Below are 22,191 nucleotides of genomic sequence, written 5' to 3'. Positions count from 1 at the left end.
GGCGTGCCCGCGGACGGGCGGCTCAGTCGGGGGGCGGGGCGGCGGCGCGGGGCGCCTCGTCGGGGGCGCGGGCCTCCGCCTCCGGGGGTGCGTCGTCGAGGCGCTGGCCCCGTAGCAGGACCCACGCCGCGCCCGCCGTCGCCAGCAGGATCAGCGCGCCCGCGCCCGACGCCGCGCGGAGCCCGTCGACGAACGAGCTCTGTGCCGCCGTGAGCAGCGCGGAGCCCCCGCGGCCGAGGCCCGCCGCCGCCTCGACCGCGCCGCCCAGGGACTCGTGGGCGGCCGCCGACGCGCCGGCCGGGGTGCCGGGCGGGGCCGTGAAGCCGCGGTACACGCCGGTGACGATCGTGCCGAGCAGCGCGATGCCGAGCGCGGTGCCCAGCTCGTAGGCCGTCTCGGAGACGGCGGACGCCGCGCCCGCCTCCTCCTTCGGGACGCTGCCGAGGATCACGTCGGCGGTGACGGTGAAGCTGAACCCGGCGCCCACGCCGACCACCAGCAGCACCGCGCCCAGCGCCGGGTACGGCGTGCTCACGCTGAAGAGGGTGACCGCCGCGAGTGCGAGGCCGACCGCGGCGAGACCGCCCGAGACGATCGCCCGCACCGAGAAGCACCGCGCCGCGCGCCCCGCCACCAGGCCGGTCGTGACGGCGCCGACCGCCGCCGGGATCTCGGCCAGGCCGGCCTGCAGCGGATCGCGCCCCTGGACCAGTTGCAGGAACTGCGACAGGAAGAAGATGAGTCCCGACAGCCCGAGGATGGTCAGCAGGTCGGCCAGGATGGCGCCGCGAAAGCCCCGGTGGTGGAACAGGCGCATGTCGAGCAGCGGCTCGGGCAGCGTGAGCTGGCGCCGTACGAACCAGCCGAGCGCGGCCACCCCCACGGCCGCCGAGGCGGCGACGTCCGCCCGCACGCCGTGCGCGGCCGCCTCCTTGACGGCGTAGACGACGCCGATGACCCCGGCGAGCGAGAGCAGCACGCTCGGCAGGTCCCACGGTCCCGGCCTGGGGTTCTTCGACTCGGGCAGCAGTTTGATGCCGACCGCCACGAGCACCGCCATCACCGGCAGGTTGATCAGGAAGACCGAGCCCCACCAGAAGTGCTCGAGCAGGAAGCCGCCGACGACGGGGCCGACGGCCGCTCCCGCCGAGGCCATCGCGCCCCAGACGCCGACGGCGAGGCTGCGTTCCTTCGGGTCGTGGAAGATGTTGCGGATCAGCGCGAGGGTCGCCGGCATCAGGGTCGCGCCCGCGACGCCGAGCAGGGCGCGGGCGGCGATCATCATCGCCGGGCTCGTCGCGTACGCGTTGAGCACGGAGACCCCGCCGAACGCGATCGACCCGGTCAGCAGCAGCTTCTTCCTGCCGATGCGGTCGCCGAGGCTGCCCATGGAGACGAGGAGCCCGGCGATGACGAACGAGTAGACGTCGCCGATCCACAGCAGCTGGGTGCTGGACGGGCGCAGGTCCTCGCTGAGGTAGGGCGTGGCGAGGCCGAGGACGGTCGCGTCGACGGCCACGAGCAGCACCGCGAGCACCAGCACGGCGAGCGCGAGCCAGCGGCCCATGCCGCCGCGGGCCGGCGCCGGCGCCACTGCCGTCCCGGACACGCCGGTCACTGCGCGCTCCGCCGCACCCCGCCGAGCAGCAGCTCGACGGTCATGCGGGTGAAGTCCCTCGCGGCGACCCTGCCGTCCTGGATGGACCAGGCGCAGGCGCTGATCAGCCCGGACAGGGCCTCGGAGAGCCAGGCGGCCGGCAGGTCGATGCGGAACTCGCCGCTCTCCTGACCGCGCCGGAACAGCCCGCAGATCCTGGCGTCCGTGCGGTTCCAGCCCTCGTGCACGTCCCCCTCGAAGAGCTGGTTCTCCGTGACGAGGAAGGCCAGCAGGCCGGCGGCGGGTTCGACCGCGGCGACGAACCTGCGCAGCGCGTCCTCGGCGGGTCCCGTCTCGATGTCCGACGCGTCGAGCGCCGCCTCGATCTCCTGGATGCCGAGCGACTCAAGCGCCCGCACCAGCGCGTCGCGGCCGGCGAAGTGCCGGTGCAGGGTGGCGCGGCCGATCCCGGCGGCCTTCGCCACCTCGTCCATGGTGGCAGCGGGGCTGCGGGCGAGCAGGGCGGCGGCGCTGCGCAGTACGTGTTCACGGTCGACGGCCATGAGACGACCATAGCTCGAATGAGACATGAGTGTCTCATCGAGTGAGGGACGTCACCATGGGCCCCGGCCATGTCCGGTCGGGCACGGCCACGGGATATCTTGATGTCGAGCAATATGCGGAAGACCTTGCAGAAGACCTTGCTGACGTGAGCAGACGTGGAGCGGAGCACCGGTGACTGACTCGACCATCATCTATACGCACACCGACGAGGCCCCGGCCCTGGCGACGTACTCGTTCCTGCCGGTGATCGAGGCGTACGCCTCCACCGCCGGTGTCGCCGTGGAGAGCCGGGACATCTCCCTGGCCGGGCGGATCATCGCCCACTTCCCCGAGCGTCTCAAGGAGGACCAGCGCATCGGCGACGCCCTCGCCGAGCTGGGCGAGCTCGCCAAGACGCCGAGCGCGAACATCATCAAGCTGCCGAACATCTCGGCCTCGATCCCGCAGCTGAAGGCGGCGATCGCCGAGCTCCAGGCCCAGGGCTACGCGCTGCCCGACTACCCGGACGACCCGAAGACCGACGAGCAGCGCGACGTACGCGCCCGCTACGACAAGGTCAAGGGCAGCGCCGTCAACCCGGTGCTGCGCGAGGGCAACTCGGACCGCAGGGCCCCCGCGTCCGTCAAGAACTACGCGAAGGCCCACCCGCACCGCATGGGTGCCTGGTCGGCCGACTCGACGACGAACGTCGCCACGATGGGCGCCGACGACTTCCGCTCCACCGAGAAGTCCGTGGTGATCGCCGAGGACGGCGCGCTGCGGATCGAGCTGGTGGGCGACGACGGCACGACGACGGTCCTGCGCGAGTCCGTGCCGGTCCTGGCGGGCGAGGTCGTGGACGCGTCCGTCCTGCGCGTGGCCGCCCTGCGCGAGTTCCTGACGGCGCGGATCGCCGAGGCGAAGGCCGCCGGCGTGCTGTTCTCCGTGCACCTGAAGGCGACGATGATGAAGGTCTCCGACCCGATCATCTTCGGCCACGTCGTGCGCGCGTTCTTCCCGAAGACGTTCGCCCAGTACGGCGACGTGCTCGCCAAGGCGGGGCTGACGCCCAACGACGGCCTCGGCGGCATCCTCAAGGGCGTCGAGTCGCTGCCCGAGGGCGCCGCGATCAAGGCGTCGTTCGACGCGGAGCTCGCCGAGGGCCCCGAGCTCGCGATGGTCGACTCCGACCGCGGCATCACCAACCTGCACGTGCCGAGCGACGTCATCGTGGACGCGTCCATGCCCGCGATGATCCGCACGTCCGGCCACATGTGGGGCAAGGACGGCGGCGAGCACGACACCCTCGCGGTCATCCCCGACAGCAGCTACGCGGGCATCTACCAGGCCACCATCGAGGACTGCCGCGCACACGGCGCCTTCGACCCGGCCACCATGGGCTCGGTGCCCAACGTCGGCCTGATGGCGCAGGCGGCCGAGGAGTACGGCAGCCACGACAAGACGTTCGAGATCCCCACCACGGGCACGGTCCGCGCGGTCGACGCGTCGGGCGAGGCGGTGCTCGAGCAGGTCGTCAGCGCCGGCGACATCTTCCGCATGTGCCAGACGAAGGACGTGCCCGTCCGTGACTGGGTCAAGCTCGCCGTCACGCGCGCCCGCGCCACCGGCGACCCGGCCGTCTTCTGGCTCGACGAGTCGCGTGCCCACGACCGCAACCTGATCGCCAAGGTCGAGGCGTACCTGCCGGAGCACGACACCGAGGGCCTGACCATCGAGGTCATGTCGCCGGTCGACGCCATCAGGTTCTCGCTCGAGCGCATCCGCCGCGGCGAGAACACCATCTCGGTCACCGGCAACGTGCTGCGCGACTACCTGACCGACCTCTTCCCGATCCTGGAGCTCGGCACGAGCGCCAAGATGCTGTCGGTGGTGCCGCTGATCAACGGCGGCGGCCTCTTCGAGACGGGCGCGGGCGGCTCAGCGCCCAAGCACGTGCAGCAGCTCGTCAAGGAGAACTACCTGCGCTGGGACAGCCTCGGCGAGTTCCTGGCACTCGCCGTCAGCTTCGAGCAGCTGGCGAACTCCACGGGCAACGCGCGCGCCAAGGTGCTCGCGGAGACCCTGGACCGCGCCACCGGCACGTTCCTGAACGAGGACAAGTCGCCGAGCCGTCGCGTCGGCGGCATCGACAACCGCGGCAGCCACTTCTACCTGGCGATGTACTGGGCGCAGGAGCTGGCGAAGCAGACGGCGGACACGCGCCTCGCCGAGGCGTTCGCGGGCCTCGCCAAGACGCTGACCGAGCAGGAGCAGACGATCGTCGGCGAACTGGCCGCCGTGCAGGGCGCACCGGCCGAGCTGGGCGGCTACTACCAGCCGGACCCGGCGAAGGCCGCCGCCGTGATGCGTCCCTCGAAGACGTTCAACCAGGCGATCGACGCGCTGAAGGGCTAAACCATCGAGCCTGGGCCGGGGGCGGCCGTGGTGGCCGCCCTCAGCCCAGGGGTTCGCGCAGGGCTTCGCGCACGGAGCAGGCCAGCAGCCGCAGGCCCTCGTCGAGATCCGCCGGCGAGATGGTCAGCGCGGGCAGCAGCTTGACGACCTCACTGTGCGGTCCTGACGTCTCGACCAGCAGGCCGTGGTCGAAGGCGCGCCGGGCGGCCCGGCCGGCCGCCCCCGCCTCGCGCATCTGCACGCCCCAGGCGAGGCCTCGCCCGCGGACGGCGACCACCGCCTCAGGGTGCTCGGCGGCGATCGCCAGCAGCCCGGCTCTCACCTGCTCGCCGCGCAGCCGTGTCTGCTTCTCCAGGGCGTCGTCGGCCCAGTAGGTGTGGAGCGCGGCGGTGGCGGTGACGAAGGCCGGGTTGTTGCCGCGGAAGGTTCCGTTGTGCTCGCCGGGTTCCCAGATGTCGAGTTCCTCGCGGAACAGGCAGAGCGACATGGGCAGGCCGTAGCCGGAGATCGACTTGGAGACGGTGACGATGTCGGGGACGATGCCGGCCTCCTCGAACGAGAAGAAGCCGCCGGTGCGGCCGCACCCCATCTGGATGTCGTCGACGATCAGCAGCATGTCCTGCCGCTCGCAGAGGTCGGCGAGTCCGCGCAGCCATTCGGGCCTGGCGACGTTGATGCCGCCCTCGCCCTGCACGGTCTCCACGATCGCCGCCGCTGGGCGGTCGAGGCCGGAACCCGGGTCGTCCAGCATCCGCTCGAAGTAGGCGAAGGGCTCGCTCGCGTCGGCGCCGTGGTAGCCGTCGAAGGGCATGGGTGCCGTGTGGACGAGCGGGACGCCCGCCCCGGCGCGCTTGGCCGCGTTGCCGGTGACGGCGAGCGCACCGAGCGACATGCCGTGGAAGGCGTTCGTGAACGACACGATCCCCGGGCGTGACTTCACCTTGCGGGCCAGCTTGAGTGCGGCCTCCACGGCGTTGGTCCCGGTGGGCCCGGGGAACATCACCTTGTACGGCAGGCCGCGCGGCCGCAGCACCAGGTCACGGAACGTCTCGAGGAACCGGCGCTTGGCCGTGGTGGACATGTCCAGTCCGTGGGTGATGCCGTCGCGCTCCAGATGGTTGAGGAGCGCGCGCTTGAGTACCGCGTTGTTGTGACCGTAGTTGAGCGAGCCCGCGCCGGCGAAGAAGTCAAGGAACGCGCGGCCGTCCTCGTCGACGAGGCGGCTGCCGCGTGCGCGGTCGAAGACGGTGGGCCAGCCGCGGCAGTAGCCGCGGACCTCGGACTCCAGTGTCTCGAACACGCTGGGCGCCGGTCCTGCGCCGGGTCCCGGAGGTGCCGCCGGGGGTGGGGCGGTGTCGCCGGGTACCTGCGCGGGCGCGGGAGTGGTGATGCTCACGGGGCCTTCCTTAGGGGTGGGGCCGGTGGCACGGGGATGGGCAGGGAGTAGCGGAGTTTGGGCGCGGCGGTGCCGCCCAGCCGGTCGTAGAAGCGGATCGCGCCGTCGTTCCAGGCGGGGGTGTTCCACTGGACCTGGGTGAGACCGAGCCTCTCGCCCTCCGAGACGACGGCGGCCATCAGGCGTCGGCCGAGGCCGGCGCCGCGGTGTTCCGGCCGCAGGTAGAGACAGTCCATGTGCAGGTATTCGGCGCCCTGCCAGGTGGCGAACTCCGGTGTGCAGGAGGCGTATCCGGCGAGTGGGCCGCGAGCGGGCGCCGCCACGAGGACGCGCACGGTGCGGGCGCGGGCGGGCGCCGCGGGCTCCTGACCGAAGAGCAGGGCGCCGAGGCGCTCGGCGAGGCCGGGTGGCGGCGGCGTGGCCCCCTCGTAGGCGGCGTGCTCCGCGGCGAGCTCGGCCAGCTCCGGCAGGTCGCCGGGGAGGGCGTGCCGGATCATGGTCTCCGGCCCGGCCGCCCCGGCGGGTGTCCGCCCGCTCACCTCGGCGTCACGATGATGTCCAGTTGCTCGTCGAGCTCGGTCGCGAGGCGCTCGATCCGGTCGATGTCCTCGGGCCCGTGGTAGGGGCAGGAGACGGCGAGGGAGCCGGCGATCTCGTACCAGCCCTCGGGCGCGCGGCGCAGCAGGCTGCCGACCTTGCTGCCGGGAAGGTAGGAGCGGAAGTACGGCGAGTGGTAGGTGTCGCCCGGGTTGTTGCGCAGCAGCCGCCCTTCCCGGTAGGCGAACTTGATGCAGGTGGCGGCCTGCGGTGCGGTGCGGCGCACTTCGCCGTGCCACAGTTGCGCCTTCGCGGTGACCGGGTCGAGGTCCTCGTCCTGCAGGAGCGCCTTGAGCCACAGCCTGACGGGGTCGAGGCCGTAGACCTCGCGCAGGTTGCGGTAGTTCTGGCCGCCCGACAGCCGGTTGCTGAATTCGACGACGCGGTAGGTGCCGTCGGCGTGCTTGCGGAACTCGGCGTTGAAGAGGCAGTGCCGGACGCCGAGTCCGCGCACGATCCGTTCGGTGAGCGCGACGAGCTCCGGCTCCTCCTGCGGTGTGCGGAACGGGAGGGTGTAGTAGTCCTCCTCGAAGTACGGGCCGGGCATCTGCATCTTGTCGGTGACGCCGGAGAGGTGGAACTCGCCGTGCAGCACCACACCGTCGAGTGTGACCTCGCGGCCCGGCAGGAACTCCTCGAGAAGGGCGATCTCGGCGGGCCGCCCGGAGAGGAAGTAGTCGTCCCAGTGGCCGCTGAGGCTCTCGATCTCGGCGAGGGCGGCGGTGAGTTGGTCCTCGTTGCCGGCGAGGCTCACGCCGATGCTTGCGGAGAGGTTGCTGGGCTTGACGATGACCGGGTAGGCGAAGTCCGCGGCGGCCTCGATGCCGGAGGCGACGCCCTCGACAGCGGCGTACTTGGCGCTCGGGATCCCGTGTTCGGTGAGGAACTCGCGCTGCAGCCGCTTGTCGCGGGCGATGACGTCGGCCTCGTGGTTGGCCCAGGCGTGCCCGAGGACCGTGTTCACCCGGGAGACGAGCGTGATGTCCGACTCGTAGAAGGTGAACACGTGGGTGATGTCCCGCTCGCGGGCCGCGTCCAGCACGATCTTCTCGGTGGTGTCCATGTCCAGGCCGGGCTCCAGCAGCACCACGGAGGCGAACCGCGGGTCGTCAAGGGACGCCTTCACCTGGGTGACGAGGTGGATCTCCAGGCCGAGCCGCTGCATGGCCTCGATGTGTTCCGCGTTCCACCCGAAGGTGTTGCGCATGACGAGGAGGACGGGCTGGAGCGGTGTGTCCCGCAAGGAGGTGCCGGGCTCGGGGCTGTCAGTGCTCATGAGGCCGCAGTGTCCTTCGTGGAGGAGTGGGTGGTGATGGTGATCGCCTCCGCCATCCGGTCGCAGGTGGCGACGGCGGTGTCGGTGTCGGGGCCGGTCGCGATGACCTGCCCGACGCGGTCCCAGTTGCCCGTGAGCGCGTTGACCGTGGATCCGGGGCCGACCAGCAGGTCCACGTCGAGCGCCCCCTCCGCGGCGGCCGCCTTGTCGGCGCCGCGCACCTCGGTGACGGTCCCGGGCGCCGCCGTCAGGAAGCGGGTGGCTGCCGAGCACTTGGGCTCCGGGCGCTGTGTCACCGGATCCATCAGCCCGAACGGCCAGGTGATCGTCCAGAGTTCGAGGTCCGCGCCGTAGGCGGCCTCCAGCAGGTCGACGATCCGGTCCCCGCCGATCCTGTTGTGGCCCTCGATGACCTTGGCGCCGTCGGGGGCGAGACGGATCTCCGTGTGCGAGGGCCCGGTGGTGAGTCCCATTGCGTCGAGGAAGCGGACGGCCGCGGCGGTGATCGCCTCCTCGTCGGCGGCGTCGAGCCGGGCCGGCTGGGCGTGGCCGAGCTCCAGGGCGCCGTCGGAGAACTTCTCGGTCACCGCGAGCACCACGTGCCGGCCGTCGAAGGAGAACGCCTCGACGCTGAACTCGGGCCCTGGGATGTAGCGTTCGGCCAGGAACCGCCCGATGCGGAAGAACGACCCCCACTGCAGGTCGGTGCGTGCCCGCAGCGCCGCCATGCCGTCCGCGGCCGCCTGGATGCCGGCGGGTCCCGTCACCTTCCACACGCCGAGGCTCGCGGTCGCGTCGACGGGCTTCACCACGAAGGGGTAGCCGTGCTCGGCCCCGAAGGCCCGCAGGCTCCCGGCGTCGTCGACCTCGGCGGCCGGCACCGAGAGATCGGCGGCCGGGCCGCCGTTCAAGTGGTCGCGCATGCCGAGCTTGTCGGTGAGCAGTTCGCAGGTGCGTGCGGGGTTGCCCGGCAGTCCCAACCGTTCCGCGATCCGGCCCGCCGGCACCAGGCCGGGTTCGGTGAGGGTGACGACGCGGCTGAAGCCGTAGGCGCGGTGAAGGCCGTCGACGAGGGGGGCGAGCACGTCCCAGTCGGTGTAGTCGGCGATCACGACTGCCTCGGCCAGCTCCGCCGACTCCGGCACAAAGTGCTCACGGTGCTGGACGAGCACCACGCGCAACCCCGCGCCGACCGCCTTGCGTACCGTCTGGATCCGGCCGCCGAGAACGAGAACGGTTGAAGTCATGCGCCCACTGTGGAGCGGTGCCGCCGGTACGCTCAAGTGCCGCGCCGTGGCACGAAGATGACGGGTTCGAAAGGTGTCACCCGGCAGCTCTGCCGCCTGCCCGCCAAAACGGGGAAGCTGATCCCGTCACCGCGCACAGGCGGGTGCGCCCCGGACCGCTCAGCCCCCCGTACCCGACCCTGGGATCCACAGATGCCGAAGATCCACGTACCGCGCAGCAGACTCACCGGCTACCCGGCGGCCGCCTGGGTGATCTTCGCCGGCATGTTCCTGAACAAGTTCGGCAACTTCCTCAACGTCTTCCTGGTGCTGTACCTGACCGGTGAGGGGTATTCGGCCGGCGAGGCGGGCCTCGCGCTGAGCATCGCCGGACTCGGCGGGTTCCTCGGCAACATCGTCGGCGGCACGGTCGCCGACCGGTTCGGCCGGCGCAGCTCCATCGTCATCTCCCAGTTCGGGGCCGGTGTGTTCACCGTGGCCGTGCCCTTCGTGCACGGCCTGTGGCCCACCACGCTGGTCGTCGCCATGGTGGGTGTCTTCGCGCAGATCTACCGGCCGGGCGCCGGCGCGCTGCTGGTCGACGTGGTGCCGCAGGCGCGGCGTGTCGGCGCGTTCGCCGTGCTGCGCCTGGCGATCAACCTCGGCATGGCGGTCGGCCCGATGGTCGGCGGCCTGCTGAGCGCGCACTCGTGGACGTACGTCTTCGTCGGTGACGCGGCGAGTTCCGTGGCGTTCGGGCTGCTCGCCCTCCTCCTGCTGCCCGGCGGCAGCACCGTCCACGAGGAGGCCCCGGACGCCGCAGTGCCGGTGGCCGTGGGGCAACCGGCGCGCCAGGGCTACCGGCAGGTCTTCGGCGACGCCCCGTTCCGCTTCTTCCTGCTGTCGATGGTCTGCGCCACCTTCGTCTACTCGCAGGGCAACGCGACCCTGCCGCTGCACGTCGACAGCGTGGGCTTCAGCAACAGCTTCTACGGTCTGCTGCTCGGCGTGAACGCGGCCGTCTGCATCGTGCTGGAACTGCCGCTGACCCGCTGGACCGAGCGGTGGAACCCGCGCTACGCGATCCTGACCGGCCTGCTGCTCCTCGCGGTCGGCATGTCCTCCACGGGCCTGGCCGACAGCAGGCTGCTCCTCGTGGGCACCGTGGTGCTGTGGTCGCTCGGTGAGATCGTCTACACCCCGATCTCCTCCGCCTATCCGTCGCAGTTCTCGCCGCCGCACCTGCGGGGCCGCTACCAGGGGGCCGAGGGTCTGGCCCACACCGCGGGACAGGCGATCGGGCCGGCCGTCGGCGGCTACCTCTTCGCGTGGTCGGCCTCGGCACACTGGACGATGTGCGCCGCGGTCGCCGTCTTCGGCGCGCTGATCGTCCTGCCCGCCAAGCCCGCGGGCCGGGACACCGGCGCAACGCCGGCCGGCGCCCAGGACGCCGCGCCCTCCGGCGAGGTCCCCACGACGCCGCTGCCCGAACCGGGCCAGTGACCCGGCGCGCGCCGGGCGTCCTTCAGGTGGCGGCGGCCGAGGTGGCCGGTGCCTCCTCGTCGAGCCAGCCCATGGCGGCCGCCCGGTAGCCGGCCTGGAAGCGGCTGCGTGCGCCGAGGCGCTCTATCAGCCCGGCGGCCATCCGGCGCACGGTACGCAGCGAGACACCCATCCGGCGGGCCGCGGTCTCGTCGGTGGCGCCGTCGGCGAGCTGGCGCAGCAGTTCGCGTTCGGACGGGGTGAGGCCGCGTTCGTCGTTGCGCGGGCTGCTGCCCAGCTCTTCACCGAGCGACCAGTACTGCTCGAAGAGGGCGCGCAGCGCGGTGACGGTGGCGGTGTGCTTGCAGACGACGACACCGGCCGACGGGTCGGCGCGGTCATGCGGCAGGACGGCCACATCGCCGTCCACCAGCATCAGCTCGGCCGGCAGCGTGGGGGTGGTGCGCAGCGCGGCGCCGAGCGAAGCGAGGTGGGCCGCAGGGGCGTACTCGGCGGGGCGGTTGCGCAGACTGCCGAGGTGGACGCAGCGCAACCGCACTCCGCGGTCGAGCAGTTGCTCGCCCTGCAGATACACGGAAGCGCCGAGGGAGCCGGTGTGCGGGCCGGGCCCCAGCACGAGCACCTCGCGCGCCGAGGCCGCGGCGAGTTCGAAGACCGTGACGGCGGCCGCGGTCGCGTCGGAGACGTGCTGCAGGGTGCCGACGGCACGGCGTCCCGCCAGCGCCTCGTGGGTGGCGATGAGTTCGGCCAGCTCCACCTCCAGCTGCTCCACCTCGGCCTGGGCACGCAGCGTCTGGACGCGGCGCCGCGCGAGTGCGGCGGTCAGTGCGACCTTCGGGCTGACCGGCCAGAGGCGGCCGCCGGAGCCGGCGGAAGTGTCGAAGCGTGCCAGCGAGCCGGCGACCAGCTGGTCGAGCGCGACGGCCACCCGGTCCACCGACAGGCCCGACAGGTCGCTGAGTTCGGGCAGGGTGCGGCCGCCGTGCAGCAGCAGGGTCCGGTACAGGCGGGCGGCGTGGTCGTCGAGACCGAACCTGACGAGCAGCGGGTCGTCGGCCATCAGGACCACCTCCGGCCGCCTGCCGCGGCGCCGCCGGCACCCTCCACGGTGCCATCGGTGCCATCGGCGGCCGGGCGGCCGGGAGGCAGGAAGGCGACGAGGTGCACGGCGACGGCGCGACGAGGCATGGTGAACTCCCACGAGGCGGGTGAGGAGGACGGCGTGGTCCCGACGGGACCACGGAGCCGCCCGGCCGTTCGGCCACTGGACCATCGGGCCAAGGACCGTCGGGCCACGGCGCCGTTGAGCCACAGGGCCGTTGGGCCGTTCTGGCGGCTTCGCACATGGTGCCCCGGGCGATCGGCGGCGTCACTGTCCGGTCGATGACACAAACTGTTGGTGACACGGATATGCCAGACGCGCAGAGTGACGCGCGTGAACCGGGTATTCCCTTTCACCCCTGCGACAAGGCTTCTCCATGCCATGGTCACAAGGTGACACTGGTACTGTCCAGGGCGACGACTTGGGGGAGTTGTGGCATTGACATCACTTGGGCTCACCGAGAACTCGGACACCCTCTACCGCATCATTCTGGCGAGACCGGACTCCTGCGTCGCCTCGCTCGCCACCGAACTCGGCTGGCCGGAGGAGCGGGTGCGCTCCGGACTCGACGAACTCGCGGACCTGTCTCTGCTCCGCCGGACACCTTCCGACCAGGAGACGAATTCCTTGCAGGTGCTCAACCCGGGTATCGCCCTCGACCTGCTGCTGAGCCGGCAGTCCGCCGAGGTGGCCCGCCGACAGCAGGAGCTGGCGGAGAGCCGTGCGTCGGCGGCCGCCATCATCGCCGGCTACGTCGAAGGGGCCGCCGCGAGCAACGCGCAGCGGACGAACGAGGGCGTGGAGAAGCTGTTCGGCGTCGAAGCCGTCCAGCGCAAGATCGCCGAACTCGCGGACCGGGCCGAGCGTGAGACCCTCTCGTTCGCCCTGGGAGGGGCGCAGCCCGCCGGCAGCCGGGCCGTCGCCCAGCGGCTCCTCGACCGCAGGATCCCGGCGAGGACCGTCTACCCGGACAGCATCCGCAACGACGCGGACGGCATGAGGCATGCCGAGTGGCACGTGGCCCGCGGCAACCGGATCCGCACCGCGGCGGCGCTGCCGATGTGGATACACATCGTGGACAGCGCCGTCGCCCTGGTACCGCTCGACCCGGCGGACAGCTCGCACGGGGCCGCCGTGATCCCCGAGCCGGGCGCGGTGGCCGCCTTCACCGCCCTGTACGAGGCTGTCTGGGAGACGGCGGTGCCTCTGGGTGAGCCACCGCAGCACGGTCTTGAAGACGTCGGCTCGCGCCACCGCGAGCTGTTACGGCTGCTCGCACGGGGCTGTACGGACGAGGCCGCGGCGCGCCGGCTGGGCGTTTCCCTGCGGACCGAACGCCGGCTCATCTCCGAGCTGATGGCGACGATGGAGGCACGCAGCCGCTTCCAGCTCGGCCAACGGGCAGTGGAGCGCGGCTACTTGTGAGCAGGGGCCGACGCCGGCCCGTAGGGGCCGTCCGGCGGCCTGCCGGGTCACGGGCACGAGGGTGCCAGGGGCGGTAGATGTCAGGAGGCAGACCGTGACAGCCCGGCGGCCGCCCGCAAGACTCCTCGGCGTCCCCCCGGCTCGCCGGGATGCCGTCGGCCGACGCCGAGGAAAGAGCCTCCGATGCGCCCCTTCGCCTTCCGTATGGCCCTCACAGAACCGACCGCCATCGATCCGTACAAGGCGCAGGAGACCGAGGGCATCCTGGTCTGCAAGGCACTGTTCACCGGTCTGCTGCGGTCGGGCGCCGGGGGCCGGCCCGCTGCGGCGACGGCGCACTCCTGGGGGTGTGACCCGACGGGCCGCACGTGGACGTTCCGGCTGCGGGACGACACCTGTTTCGGCGACGGGGAGCCCGTCACCGCGCACAGTTTCGTACGGGGCTGGGAGCGGGCCCTCGACCCCGCGGCGAACACCGAGACCGCCTACCACCTGGCCGGCGTCGAGGGGTTCGGCGACGTGCGGGCGGGCCGGACCGGCCGGCTGGCCGGGGCGGTGGCGGAGGACGACCTGACCCTGGTCGTCCGGCTGTCCCAGCCGGACGTGCAGTTCGACCTGAAGACGCTGCAGCCGGTGTTCAGCCCGGTCCCGGCCTCGGCGGGCCCTGCCGTCGACCCGGTCTTCAACGACCAGCCGCTCGGCAACGGGCCGTTCGCGATGGACGGGCCCTGGGAGCACGGCAAGCAGATCCGGCTGGTGCGCAACCCCCGCTGGTGGGGCGGGCCTGTGGCACTCGACGCGGTCCACATCGACATCCTCGACCCCGTCACCGGGCTCGACGACGAGTACGCCGGCTTCCTCGCCGGGCGCTACGACTACGCCCGGATCCCTCCCGGGCGGCTGCCGGAGGCCGGCCGCCACCTGGGCGGCGCCGGGTTCCTGGAGGAGGACGGCGCAGGCCTCCACTACCTCATCCCGTTCTGCCACCGGCCCCCGATGGACTCGGCGGACGCCCGCAGGGCCGTCTCCCACGCCATCGACCGGCAGGGGATCGCGGACCGGCTCTTCCACGGCCACCGCACCCCCGCGCACTCCCTGCTCTCGCCGTGGTTCGGGGGCGCCCACGCGCCCGCGGGCGACGACGACCCCACCGCCTTCGATCCCGGGGCGGCCCGTGCACACGCGCTGCGGGCCGGCCTGCCGCCCGGCTCGGTGGTGGAGTTCGCCGTCAACACCGGTTCCGGACACGAGGGTTGGACGTCGGCCGTCGCCGAGGGGCTGCGCGAGGTGCTCGGCTGGGACGTCCGGCTGCTGCACACCGACGCCCGCGGCCTGGTCGGCCACCGCACCTCCGAGGCGGCGACGGGACTGTGCCGGGCGGCCTGGGCATGCGACTACCCCACCCCGGACAACATGCTCTTCCCGCTGCTCCACTCCTCGTGCACCGCCCCGGACGCCGAGGGCACCGCACACGGCGACAACGAGGGCCGGTACGTCAACGCGGATCTCGACGCCGCCCTCACCCGCGCCCGCGCCCGCACCGACCCGGCCGGCCGGGACCGCGAGTGGCGGCTCGCCGACGCCATCGCGACCCGCGACCTCGCGCTGATCCCGCTCTGGTACCGCACCGACCAGCGGGTGTACGACGCCGAGCGGCTGACCGGGGTCGCCATCGACTTCGACGGCAACCCGACGCTGACGACCGTACGCCCCGCCTGACCCGGCGGGCCCTCCCCCGACGCACCGCACCCGCACCGGCCCGCTGCCGCACGGCATGCGCCGCCGCACGCGTCCGTGCGACTCTTAAGGAGACCACTTTGTACGTGCCTGTACCGGTACACGACATCCTCGGCATCGGTTTCGGCCCCGCCAACCTCGCGCTCGCGATCGCCCTGGAGGAGAAGCAGCCCGGCCTCGACGCCCGCTTCCTCGAGGCCCGGCCGTCGCCGGACTGGCAGCCGGCCATGCTGCTCGACGGGTCCGACATCCAGAACCACCCCAGCCGCGACCTGGTCACCCTGCGCAACCCGCGCAGCCGCTACAGCTTCCTCAACTACCTGCACGAGAACGGCCGTCTGCTGCGGCATCTCAACCTGCCGATCGAGTTCCCGCTGCGCAAGGAGTACGCCGGGTACATCAGGTGGGCGGCCGGGCACTTCGGCCACGTCGTGGACTGCGGGCAGCGCGCCGCCTCCGTCGCCGTCGTCGAGCACGGCGGCGAGACGCTGTACGAGGTGGTGACCGAGACCGACCGCCACTACCTGGGCCGCACCCTGGTGGTGGCCCCGGGGCGTACCCCGTACATCCCGGGGCCCTACGACACACTGCACAGCTCCCGGGTCTTCCACCTCACCCGCTACCTGCCGCAGGTGGCAGCGCTGACCTCGGACGGCGACCCGGAGGCCGTCGCCGTCATCGGCGGCAGCCAGAGCGCGGTGGAGCTCGCCCTCGACCTGTCCCGGCGCTTCTCGAAGACACGCGTCATGGTCTACACGCGGTCGCACTCGCTGCGGCTGAAGGACACCAGTCCCTTCAGCGAGGAGGGCTACTTCCCCGAGTTCACCGAGTACTACCACAGCGCCTCCCCCGCCAGCCGGCGGATGCTGGACGCCTACATGCAGCCCACGAACTACTCGTCCGCCGACGGAGACGTCCTCAAGGAGCTGTACCTCGCCATCTACGAACAGGAGCTGGACGGCGATCAGCGATTGTTCGTACGCGGCAACCACCAGGCCACCGCGATCGGTGCGGACGAAAAGGGTGTGACGATCGACTTCCGCGAGTTGCACACCGGTGAACAGATCCGCGACACCGTGGACTTCGCGGTGCTGGCGACCGGCTTCCGCAACATGGGCCCCGGCGTCCACGAGGAGCTCTGCCCCCCGCTGCTGGCGCCGTTCGCGCCCCGCCTGTCCACCGAGCCGGACGGCCGTCTCGACGTCTCGAGCGAGTACCGGCTGCTGCCCGCCGCGCCCGCGGATCCGATGCCACCGCTGTTCCTGAACGGTCTGTGCGAGTCCAGCCACGGCATCGGCGACGCCGGCTCCTTCAGCCTGCTGTCGCTGCGCGCCGGCAACCTCACCGACTCGCTGGCCGCCGCGGTGGCCCACCGCACCGGCTCCGTCGCCGGAGTGGTGCGGCAGGACGGCGGCGGCGCCCCGGCCGCGCCCGCCGCCCTGTCCCTGTGACCGGAGCGCCTGCCCCAGCCGCCGGCTGCCCGGCAGGCACGCCCACCGAAGGAAAAGGACGCACTGTGCACGTCAACGACCTGGTGGTGGCCGGGTTCGGCCCGTCCGGCATCTCGCTGGCCGCGGCCGTCGAGGACCACGACGACGACCACCCGCAGGACCCGCCGCTCACCGCGGCCTACCTGGAGCAGGCCGCCGACTCCGCCTGGCAGCCCTACCAGGTGCTGCCCGGCACCGACATCCAGCACCACTTCCTGCGCGACCTCGCCACCCCCCGGGACGCCGCGTCCCGGTTCGGCTTCGTGCCGTTCCTCCAGCAGAGCGGCCGCTTCTACGAGTTCACCCTGCTCGGCGGGTACGTGAGCCGGCTGGAGTGGTCCAGCTATGTGCAGTGGGCGGCGGCCCAGGTGCGGCAGCGGCCCACGTACCACCGCGAGGTGGTGTCGGTGGAGCCGGTCGCCGACGCGGACGGCGTGGTGCGCGCCGCGCGGGTGCTCAGCCGGGACCCGCGCGACGGCGCCCGCCACGAGGACGTGGGACGCAACGTGGTGATCGCCACCGGCCACCGCCCGCACATTCCCGAGGTGTTTCGCGAGGCGATCGGCGAACAGGTCTTCCACGCGCACGAGTTCCTGCTGCGTGCGGCGGCGCTGCCCGAGCCGCCCGAGGGCAGGCCGAGGCGCTGGGCGGTGATCGGGGCGGGCCAGACCGCCGGCGAGATCGTCCTGTACCTGCACGGCAGCGACCCGCGCGCCGAGGTGCACTCGCTCGTCCGCCACGCGGGTTTCCGCATGTACGAGCTCGGCCACTTCAGCAACGAGGTGTACTTCCCCGGGGAGACGGACTACGTCTACGGGCTGGAGCGCCAGGCACGTGACCGGGTGATGGAACAGGCGCGGGCCACCAACTACTCGGCCGTCGACCCGGATGTCTCGACCGCCCTGTACGCGGCGAGTTACCAGGACAAGCTGACGGGTTCGCACCGTCTGTCCATGCACCGGCGCACCGAGGTGACCGGCGTGCGGGTACGCGGCGACGGGGTCGTGCTGGACACCGCCGAGGTGTTCACCGGGGAGCGCGGCAGTCTCGTGGTCGACGCGGTCGTGCTCTGCACCGGCTACACCGAGCCCGTCGTCCCCCATCAGCTCGCCCCCTTCGCCTCCCTCCTCTCGTACGAGGACGACGGGCTGCCGGTCGTCACCCGCGGCCACCGCGCCCTGACCACCGGCGCCTGCGAGGTGGGGATCTACCTGGACGGTGTGACGGAGTGGCGGCACGGCATAGCCAGCGCCACGTCCTTCAGCCAGATGGCGGTGAAGGCCGACGCCGTCCACCACGACCTGCGCGAACAACTGGCACGGCAGCGGGCCGCGGCGGCCGGCGCCGGCGCCCACACGGCCGTCCACGAGCCTGTCGGGCTCTGAGCGCGCGCGAGGCGCGGCACGCGCACACCTGTAGACACGCACCGACCGAGAGGCTGACCGTGCACATCTTCACGACCGGACCCGACGACATGCTCTTCGAGGAGGAGTACAACGTCGCGGGACGCCGCATCTTCCCCTGGAAGGAAGCCGTCGCCGAGCCGTTCTGGGGCGGCGCCTGGATCGACGTGGCGCCCGGCGCCACGTCGAGCGCCCACTCGCACGACGAGAACGAGATGTTCTTCATCACCGAGGGCAGCGGTGTCATGCGCATCGGTACCGAGGAGCGCCGGGTCTCCGCGGGAGACACCGTCCACATCACCCCGTTCAAGGACCACGACCTGACCAACGACGGGCCGAGCCGCCTGCGGTTCATCACCATCTGGTGGGGCAGCGCTCAGGCCATCGCGGCCGAACGGGCCTACTGGGCTGAAGAGTTCGGCATCGCGGACCCGGGCGTCAATCCGGCGGGCGCGACGGGCGGGGGCGCCGGTGCGCCGGCCGCCACCGATCCGGCCGCCGCGGGCGCGGGTGGCGAAGGCGTGACGGGCCGGTGAGCCGGTCCGCGACCGCGGACGCCATCGTGGTGGGCGGCGGGGTTGTCGGCGCCGCCATCGCCCACCGGCTGGCCGAGGCGGGACTGGGACGCGTCGTGCTCTGCGAGCAGGCCAGGGTGGCCGCCCACGGCGCCACCTCCCGCTCCGGCGGCCTCGTCCGCCTGCACCACACGGTGCACAGCGACACCGTGCTCACCGCACGCAGCCTGCCCGTCTTCGAGCAGTGGGCCGACATCGTCGGCGGCGACTGCGGGTACCGGCGCACCGGCTTCCTCCAGCTGGTCGGCGAGCAGTACGCCGGGGCCCTGGCCGTGCACACGGCGGCCGCGGCGTCGGCCGCTGGACCGCGGCGCGCCGAAGTGATCGACCCGGCCGAAGCGGCACGCCTCTATCCGGGGCTCGCCCTCGACGGGGTGGCGGCAGCCGCCTTCGAGCCCGACGGCGGCTATGCCGACCCGGTGCGCGCGGCCACCGCGTGGGCTGTGGCCGCACGCCGGCTCGGCGCCGAGGTGTACGAGGGGGTCAGGGTCCACGAGGTGCGCACCACCGGCGGGGGTGAGCGGGTGGACGGTGTGGAGAGCACCGCCGGCCGGATCGCCGCTCCGCTCGTGGTCCTCGCGGGCGGCGCCTGGGGCAGCGCACCGGCCGAGAGACTCGGCGTGCACGTCCCGGTGGTGCCCCGGCGGATCGGCCTGGCCCAGGCGCACCTGCCGGGCGCCGGGCGGCCGGGCTCCCCGGGCTCCGTCCCGACCTGCATCGACGACACCACCGGCGGCTACTTCCGGCCCGACGGGACCGACCGGTTCTTCTTCGGTGTGCCCTCGCATCCGGACGTCGAGCTCGGCCGCGATGTCGCGCCGCTCTCGGACGGTGAGCTCTCCGCGGCGCTGGCGACGGTCGCCCGCCGGGTGCCCGCCGCGGCCGCGGCGCCGCTCACCGGCACCCGGGCAGGTCTCGACGGGTACACACCCGACAAGCGGCCGGTGATCGGGCCGGCCGGCCCCGACGGCCTCTACCTGGCGCTCGGGTTCAGCGGCGGCGGCTTCAAGATGTCGCCCGCTGTCGCCGAGCTGGCCGCCGTCGAGATCCTCGACGGCCAGGCCGTGGCCGGGAAGGCCGAGCAGCCGCTGCTCGCGCCCTACCGTCTCGGACGGTTCACCGGCGGCGGCCGCGGCATCCGACCGGAGGCCCCCTATGCGCACATGTGACGGAGCCCTGAAGGCCGCCGCCGCCCGCATCAGGGAGGACGTGGCGACCGTCAGGGCCAAGGATCCGGCGGCGTGCAGCCGCCGTGAGGTGCTGCTCTATCCGCACATCCACGCCCTGTGGACCTACCGGGTTGCGCACCGGCTGTGGCACCGCGGGCACCGGCTGACCGCCCGCGCGCTGTCGCTCGGCGCCCGCGCCGTCAGCGGCATCGAGATCCATCCGGCCGCGGTGATCGGCCGCCGCTTCTTCGTCGACCACGGCACCGCTGTCGTCATCGGGGCGACGGTGCGCATCGGCGACGACGTCATGCTCTACCACCAGGTGACACTCGGCTCGGTCGGCTGGTGGAAGGACCTGCGCAGGCCGGCCGGCGCGAGGCGCCACCCGGTCGTCGAGGACGGCGTGATCATCGGCACCGGTGCGAGCGTTCTGGGACCTGTGACGATCGGCGCGGGCGCCAGGATCGGCGCGCACACCGTGGTACTCACCGACGTCGAGCCCGGCAGCCGGGTGAGTGCGCCGGCCGCCGAGATCCACTCGCCGGCCGGCGACCAGACCCCCGACCGGGTGCCCCGGCCGGCCCCGCCCTCGGCGGCAGCCGCGGAGACGCCGGCCGCCGTGCCGGTGCCGGAGGAGCCCGCCGCCCTGCCGGTGCCGGAGGCGCCGGCCGCCGTACCCGTCCCGAAGGAGCCGGCCGCCCAGGTCACCCCCGTGCGCATCCGGCCGGTGCAGGTGCAGCGCGCCTGGGCCGCGGCCGTCGTCCGCCCCGTCCAGCGCGGGGTGGCCGCGGAAGCCACCCCGGCCGCCCCGGCCACGCCCCTCCTGGGGAGCCGGCAGTCCGCCCCCGACCACCTTCCCCACCGAGGACCCCTGCAGCCATGAGCGAGAACCAGCGGAACACCGAGACCTCCTCCACCGTCGCCCACCACATCGTCACCAGCGCGCCCCCCAACCCGAACGGCGATCTCCACCTCGGCCACCTCTCCGGCCCGTTCCTCGGCGCCGACGTGCTCACACGCCATCTCCGCCAGCGCGGCGGCAACGTCAGCTACGTCGGCTACTCGGACGAACACTCCTGCTACGTGCCGCGCCGCGCCGCCGAACTCGGCTCCACCGCCCACCGCACCGCGCTGACCTTCGGCTCGCGGATGGAGGAGACGCTCGCCCTGGGCGCCATGCACCACGACTGGTTCACCCGGCCGCTCACCACCCCGCGCCACGACGAGATCGTCCAGCGGTTCTTCACCGGACTGTGGGAGCAGGGCAGGCTGGAGGTGCGCACCCTGCCCGTCTTCTGGTGCGCGCACTGCGAACGGGAGCTGTACGAGGCCGAGGTGCGCGGCGAGTGCCAGTTCTGCGGCGCGGCGTCCGACGGCGTCTACTGCGAGGCGTGCGGCCTGCCCCAGGAACCGGCCGCCCTGGCCGCCCCGCGCTGCACCGCCTGCCGGCAGACCCCGGAGGTCCGCGAGCTCGAACGCGTCTGCTTCCCGCTGGGGCAGTATCGCGACCGGCTGCTCGCGTACTACGAGCGTGCCCAGCAGAGCGCCGAGTGGCGGCCCCGGCTGCGCGCCTACCTGGAGACGCTGTTCAGCCGCGAGCTGCCGCTCACCCCCATCTCCCGCCGCGCCGCGTACGGCATACCCGTGCCGCTCGACGGCTGGGACGGGCACATCCTCGACACCTGGTTCTCCGGCATCTTCGGCTATGTCGCCGCGACGGCGTGCCTGACCTCCGCCCGGGGCGAGCCGGACGCGTGGGAGCGCCTGTGGTCCGACCCGGAGACCCGGATCGTCAACTTCATCGGCTTCGACTGCTCGTTCTCCCACGCCGTGCTCTGGCCGGCGCTGCTGATGGCGCACGGCGGGATGACCCTGCCGAGCCAGGTCGTCATCAACGAGTTCTACCGCCTGGAGGGCGACAAGTTCTCCACCAGCCGTGACCACGCCGTGTGGGGCGGGGAGTTCCTCCGCCGGGTGTCCGCCGACGCCCTGCGCTTCCACCTGTGCCTGACCGGCCCGGAGCGCGAGCAGACCAACTTCGCGGCCAAGGAGTTCGCCGCCACCGTCGAGACGGTACTGATCCAGGGCGTCGAGCTGTGGACGCGAACGGTACTCGCCGCTGTCGCCGCGGACTTCGGCGGCGCCGTCCCCGCAGGGGTGCCCACCGCGGCCGACGGCCCGGCCGCCGCCCTGCCGCAGGAGCTCGCCGAGGCGCTCGCCGGCTCCCTGGGCGCCGCCGCGTTCTCGCCGCAGGCCGCCGCGAGCGCGCTGGCCGCGTCGATCGCGGCGGCCGTCGCCGACCTGCCCGAGCTGGCGAGGCTGCGCGGCACAGGCGAGGCCTACGCCCGCCGCGTGGGCGCGCACGTCGAGGCGCTCGCGACGGTGGCCGTGACGGCCGCGGCCATCATGCCGGGCTGGTCGGAGTACCTCGCAGGGCACCTGAACGTGCCGATCGACCGTGCGACCCGGATGCCGGCCTGGCCCGCGGGCGCCGCACGCCTCGTCGCCCCCGGCACCGCCCTGCCCGCCACCCTCCCGGCGTTCTTCCACGACGTCTCGTGAGTCGGGCGCCCGGGGCGACGCCCGGTGGGAGCGCCACGCCCGCGGACGGCGCGGCGGCCGTGCTGCCGCCGCGCCGCACCCCGCCCGCGGGACGGAGGAGGGCACGGCCGGACTCCGGACGGCGGAGGGTGTGGAGCACCGGCCCGCGGCTGGGGGGAGGGGGGGGGGGGGGGGG

At 72.8% G+C, this 22,191-nt stretch carries 17 protein-coding genes; 10 read left to right on the top strand and 7 right to left on the bottom strand.

The window, feature by feature from the left end; genetic code table 11:
- Positions 1 to 22 precede the first annotated feature (22 nt).
- Entirely contained in the window at positions 23 to 1,567 is a 1,545-nt protein-coding gene (locus JFN87_RS23570) for an MFS transporter (RefSeq protein WP_209342997.1), read from the bottom strand.
- Between the two features lie 47 nt (positions 1,568 to 1,614).
- The gene (locus JFN87_RS23565; RefSeq protein ID WP_209342995.1) at positions 1,615 to 2,160 is read right to left on the bottom strand and encodes a TetR/AcrR family transcriptional regulator; all 546 of its coding nucleotides are present in this window, start codon (positions 2,158 to 2,160) and stop codon (positions 1,615 to 1,617) included.
- Positions 2,161 to 2,332: 172 nt separating this feature from the next.
- Here JFN87_RS23565 and JFN87_RS23560 point away from each other — a divergent pair, with 172 nt between their 5' ends.
- Entirely contained in the window at positions 2,333 to 4,555 is a 2,223-nt protein-coding gene (locus JFN87_RS23560) for an NADP-dependent isocitrate dehydrogenase (protein ID WP_209342994.1), read from the top strand.
- A 40-nt stretch (positions 4,556 to 4,595) separates the two neighbouring features.
- Here the strand turns inward: JFN87_RS23560 and ectB are convergent, their stop codons facing one another.
- The 4 genes from ectB to JFN87_RS23540 form a co-directional block, all read right to left on the bottom strand.
- Complete coding sequence (gene ectB / locus JFN87_RS23555; protein WP_307865571.1) at positions 4,596 to 5,855, bottom strand: diaminobutyrate--2-oxoglutarate transaminase; 1,260 nt, start codon at positions 5,853 to 5,855, stop codon at positions 4,596 to 4,598.
- Positions 5,856 to 5,947: 92 nt separating this feature from the next.
- Entirely contained in the window at positions 5,948 to 6,448 is a 501-nt protein-coding gene (locus tag JFN87_RS23550; protein ID WP_209342993.1) for a GNAT family N-acetyltransferase, read from the bottom strand.
- 38 nt (positions 6,449 to 6,486) lie between these two features.
- On the bottom strand, positions 6,487 to 7,824 hold the full coding sequence (locus tag JFN87_RS23545; protein WP_209342991.1) for an ATP-grasp domain-containing protein: 1,338 nt from the start codon (positions 7,822 to 7,824) through the stop codon (positions 6,487 to 6,489).
- On the bottom strand, positions 7,821 to 9,071 hold the full coding sequence (locus JFN87_RS23540; RefSeq protein WP_209342989.1) for an ATP-grasp domain-containing protein: 1,251 nt from the start codon (positions 9,069 to 9,071) through the stop codon (positions 7,821 to 7,823). Before JFN87_RS23540 ends, JFN87_RS23545 begins: the two co-directional genes overlap by 4 nt.
- A 192-nt stretch (positions 9,072 to 9,263) precedes the next feature.
- Between JFN87_RS23540 and JFN87_RS23535 the strand changes: the two genes are divergently transcribed.
- On the top strand, positions 9,264 to 10,553 hold the full coding sequence (locus JFN87_RS23535; RefSeq protein ID WP_209342987.1) for an MDR family MFS transporter: 1,290 nt from the start codon (positions 9,264 to 9,266) through the stop codon (positions 10,551 to 10,553).
- Positions 10,554 to 10,575: 22 nt separating this feature from the next.
- Here the strand turns inward: JFN87_RS23535 and JFN87_RS23530 are convergent, their stop codons facing one another.
- Positions 10,576 to 11,613, bottom strand: coding sequence for a helix-turn-helix transcriptional regulator (locus JFN87_RS23530; protein ID WP_209342985.1), 1,038 nt, complete (start codon positions 11,611 to 11,613; stop codon positions 10,576 to 10,578).
- A gap of 480 nt (positions 11,614 to 12,093) precedes the next feature.
- On the opposite strand from JFN87_RS23530, the gene JFN87_RS23525 reads away from it, so the two are divergent.
- The 8 genes from JFN87_RS23525 (at position 12,094) to JFN87_RS23490 (ending at position 22,016) form a co-directional block, all read left to right on the top strand.
- Positions 12,094 to 13,080: a helix-turn-helix domain-containing protein gene (locus tag JFN87_RS23525; protein WP_209342983.1), complete on the top strand. Its 987-nt coding sequence runs from the start codon at positions 12,094 to 12,096 to the stop codon at positions 13,078 to 13,080.
- A gap of 183 nt (positions 13,081 to 13,263) precedes the next feature.
- Complete coding sequence (locus JFN87_RS23520) at positions 13,264 to 14,799, top strand: peptide ABC transporter substrate-binding protein (RefSeq protein ID WP_209342981.1); 1,536 nt, start codon at positions 13,264 to 13,266, stop codon at positions 14,797 to 14,799.
- A gap of 104 nt (positions 14,800 to 14,903) precedes the next feature.
- Entirely contained in the window at positions 14,904 to 16,268 is a 1,365-nt protein-coding gene (locus JFN87_RS23515) for a SidA/IucD/PvdA family monooxygenase (RefSeq protein ID WP_209342979.1), read from the top strand.
- A gap of 65 nt (positions 16,269 to 16,333) precedes the next feature.
- The gene (locus tag JFN87_RS23510; RefSeq protein WP_209342977.1) at positions 16,334 to 17,692 is read left to right on the top strand and encodes a SidA/IucD/PvdA family monooxygenase; all 1,359 of its coding nucleotides are present in this window, start codon (positions 16,334 to 16,336) and stop codon (positions 17,690 to 17,692) included.
- Between the two features lie 59 nt (positions 17,693 to 17,751).
- On the top strand, positions 17,752 to 18,246 hold the full coding sequence (locus JFN87_RS33830) for a cupin domain-containing protein (RefSeq protein ID WP_209342975.1): 495 nt from the start codon (positions 17,752 to 17,754) through the stop codon (positions 18,244 to 18,246).
- Complete coding sequence (locus JFN87_RS23500) at positions 18,243 to 19,454, top strand: NAD(P)/FAD-dependent oxidoreductase (RefSeq protein WP_209342973.1); 1,212 nt, start codon at positions 18,243 to 18,245, stop codon at positions 19,452 to 19,454. The genes JFN87_RS33830 and JFN87_RS23500 overlap by 4 nt, the downstream gene beginning before the upstream one ends.
- Complete coding sequence (gene epsC, locus JFN87_RS33825) at positions 19,441 to 20,337, top strand: serine O-acetyltransferase EpsC (protein WP_245180994.1); 897 nt, start codon at positions 19,441 to 19,443, stop codon at positions 20,335 to 20,337. Before JFN87_RS23500 ends, epsC begins: the two co-directional genes overlap by 14 nt.
- Positions 20,334 to 22,016, top strand: a complete 1,683-nt coding sequence (locus JFN87_RS23490) for a class I tRNA ligase family protein (protein WP_209342971.1) — start codon at positions 20,334 to 20,336, stop codon at positions 22,014 to 22,016. The genes epsC and JFN87_RS23490 overlap by 4 nt, the downstream gene beginning before the upstream one ends.
- Positions 22,017 to 22,191 lie beyond the last annotated feature (175 nt).

It is taken from the genome of Streptomyces montanisoli, assembly GCF_017813245.1.
Lineage (GTDB): Bacteria > Actinomycetota > Actinomycetes > Streptomycetales > Streptomycetaceae > Streptomyces > Streptomyces montanisoli.
The sequence above is the reverse complement of the archived record's forward strand: the minus strand, read 5'-3'. Positions and strand labels throughout refer to the sequence as shown.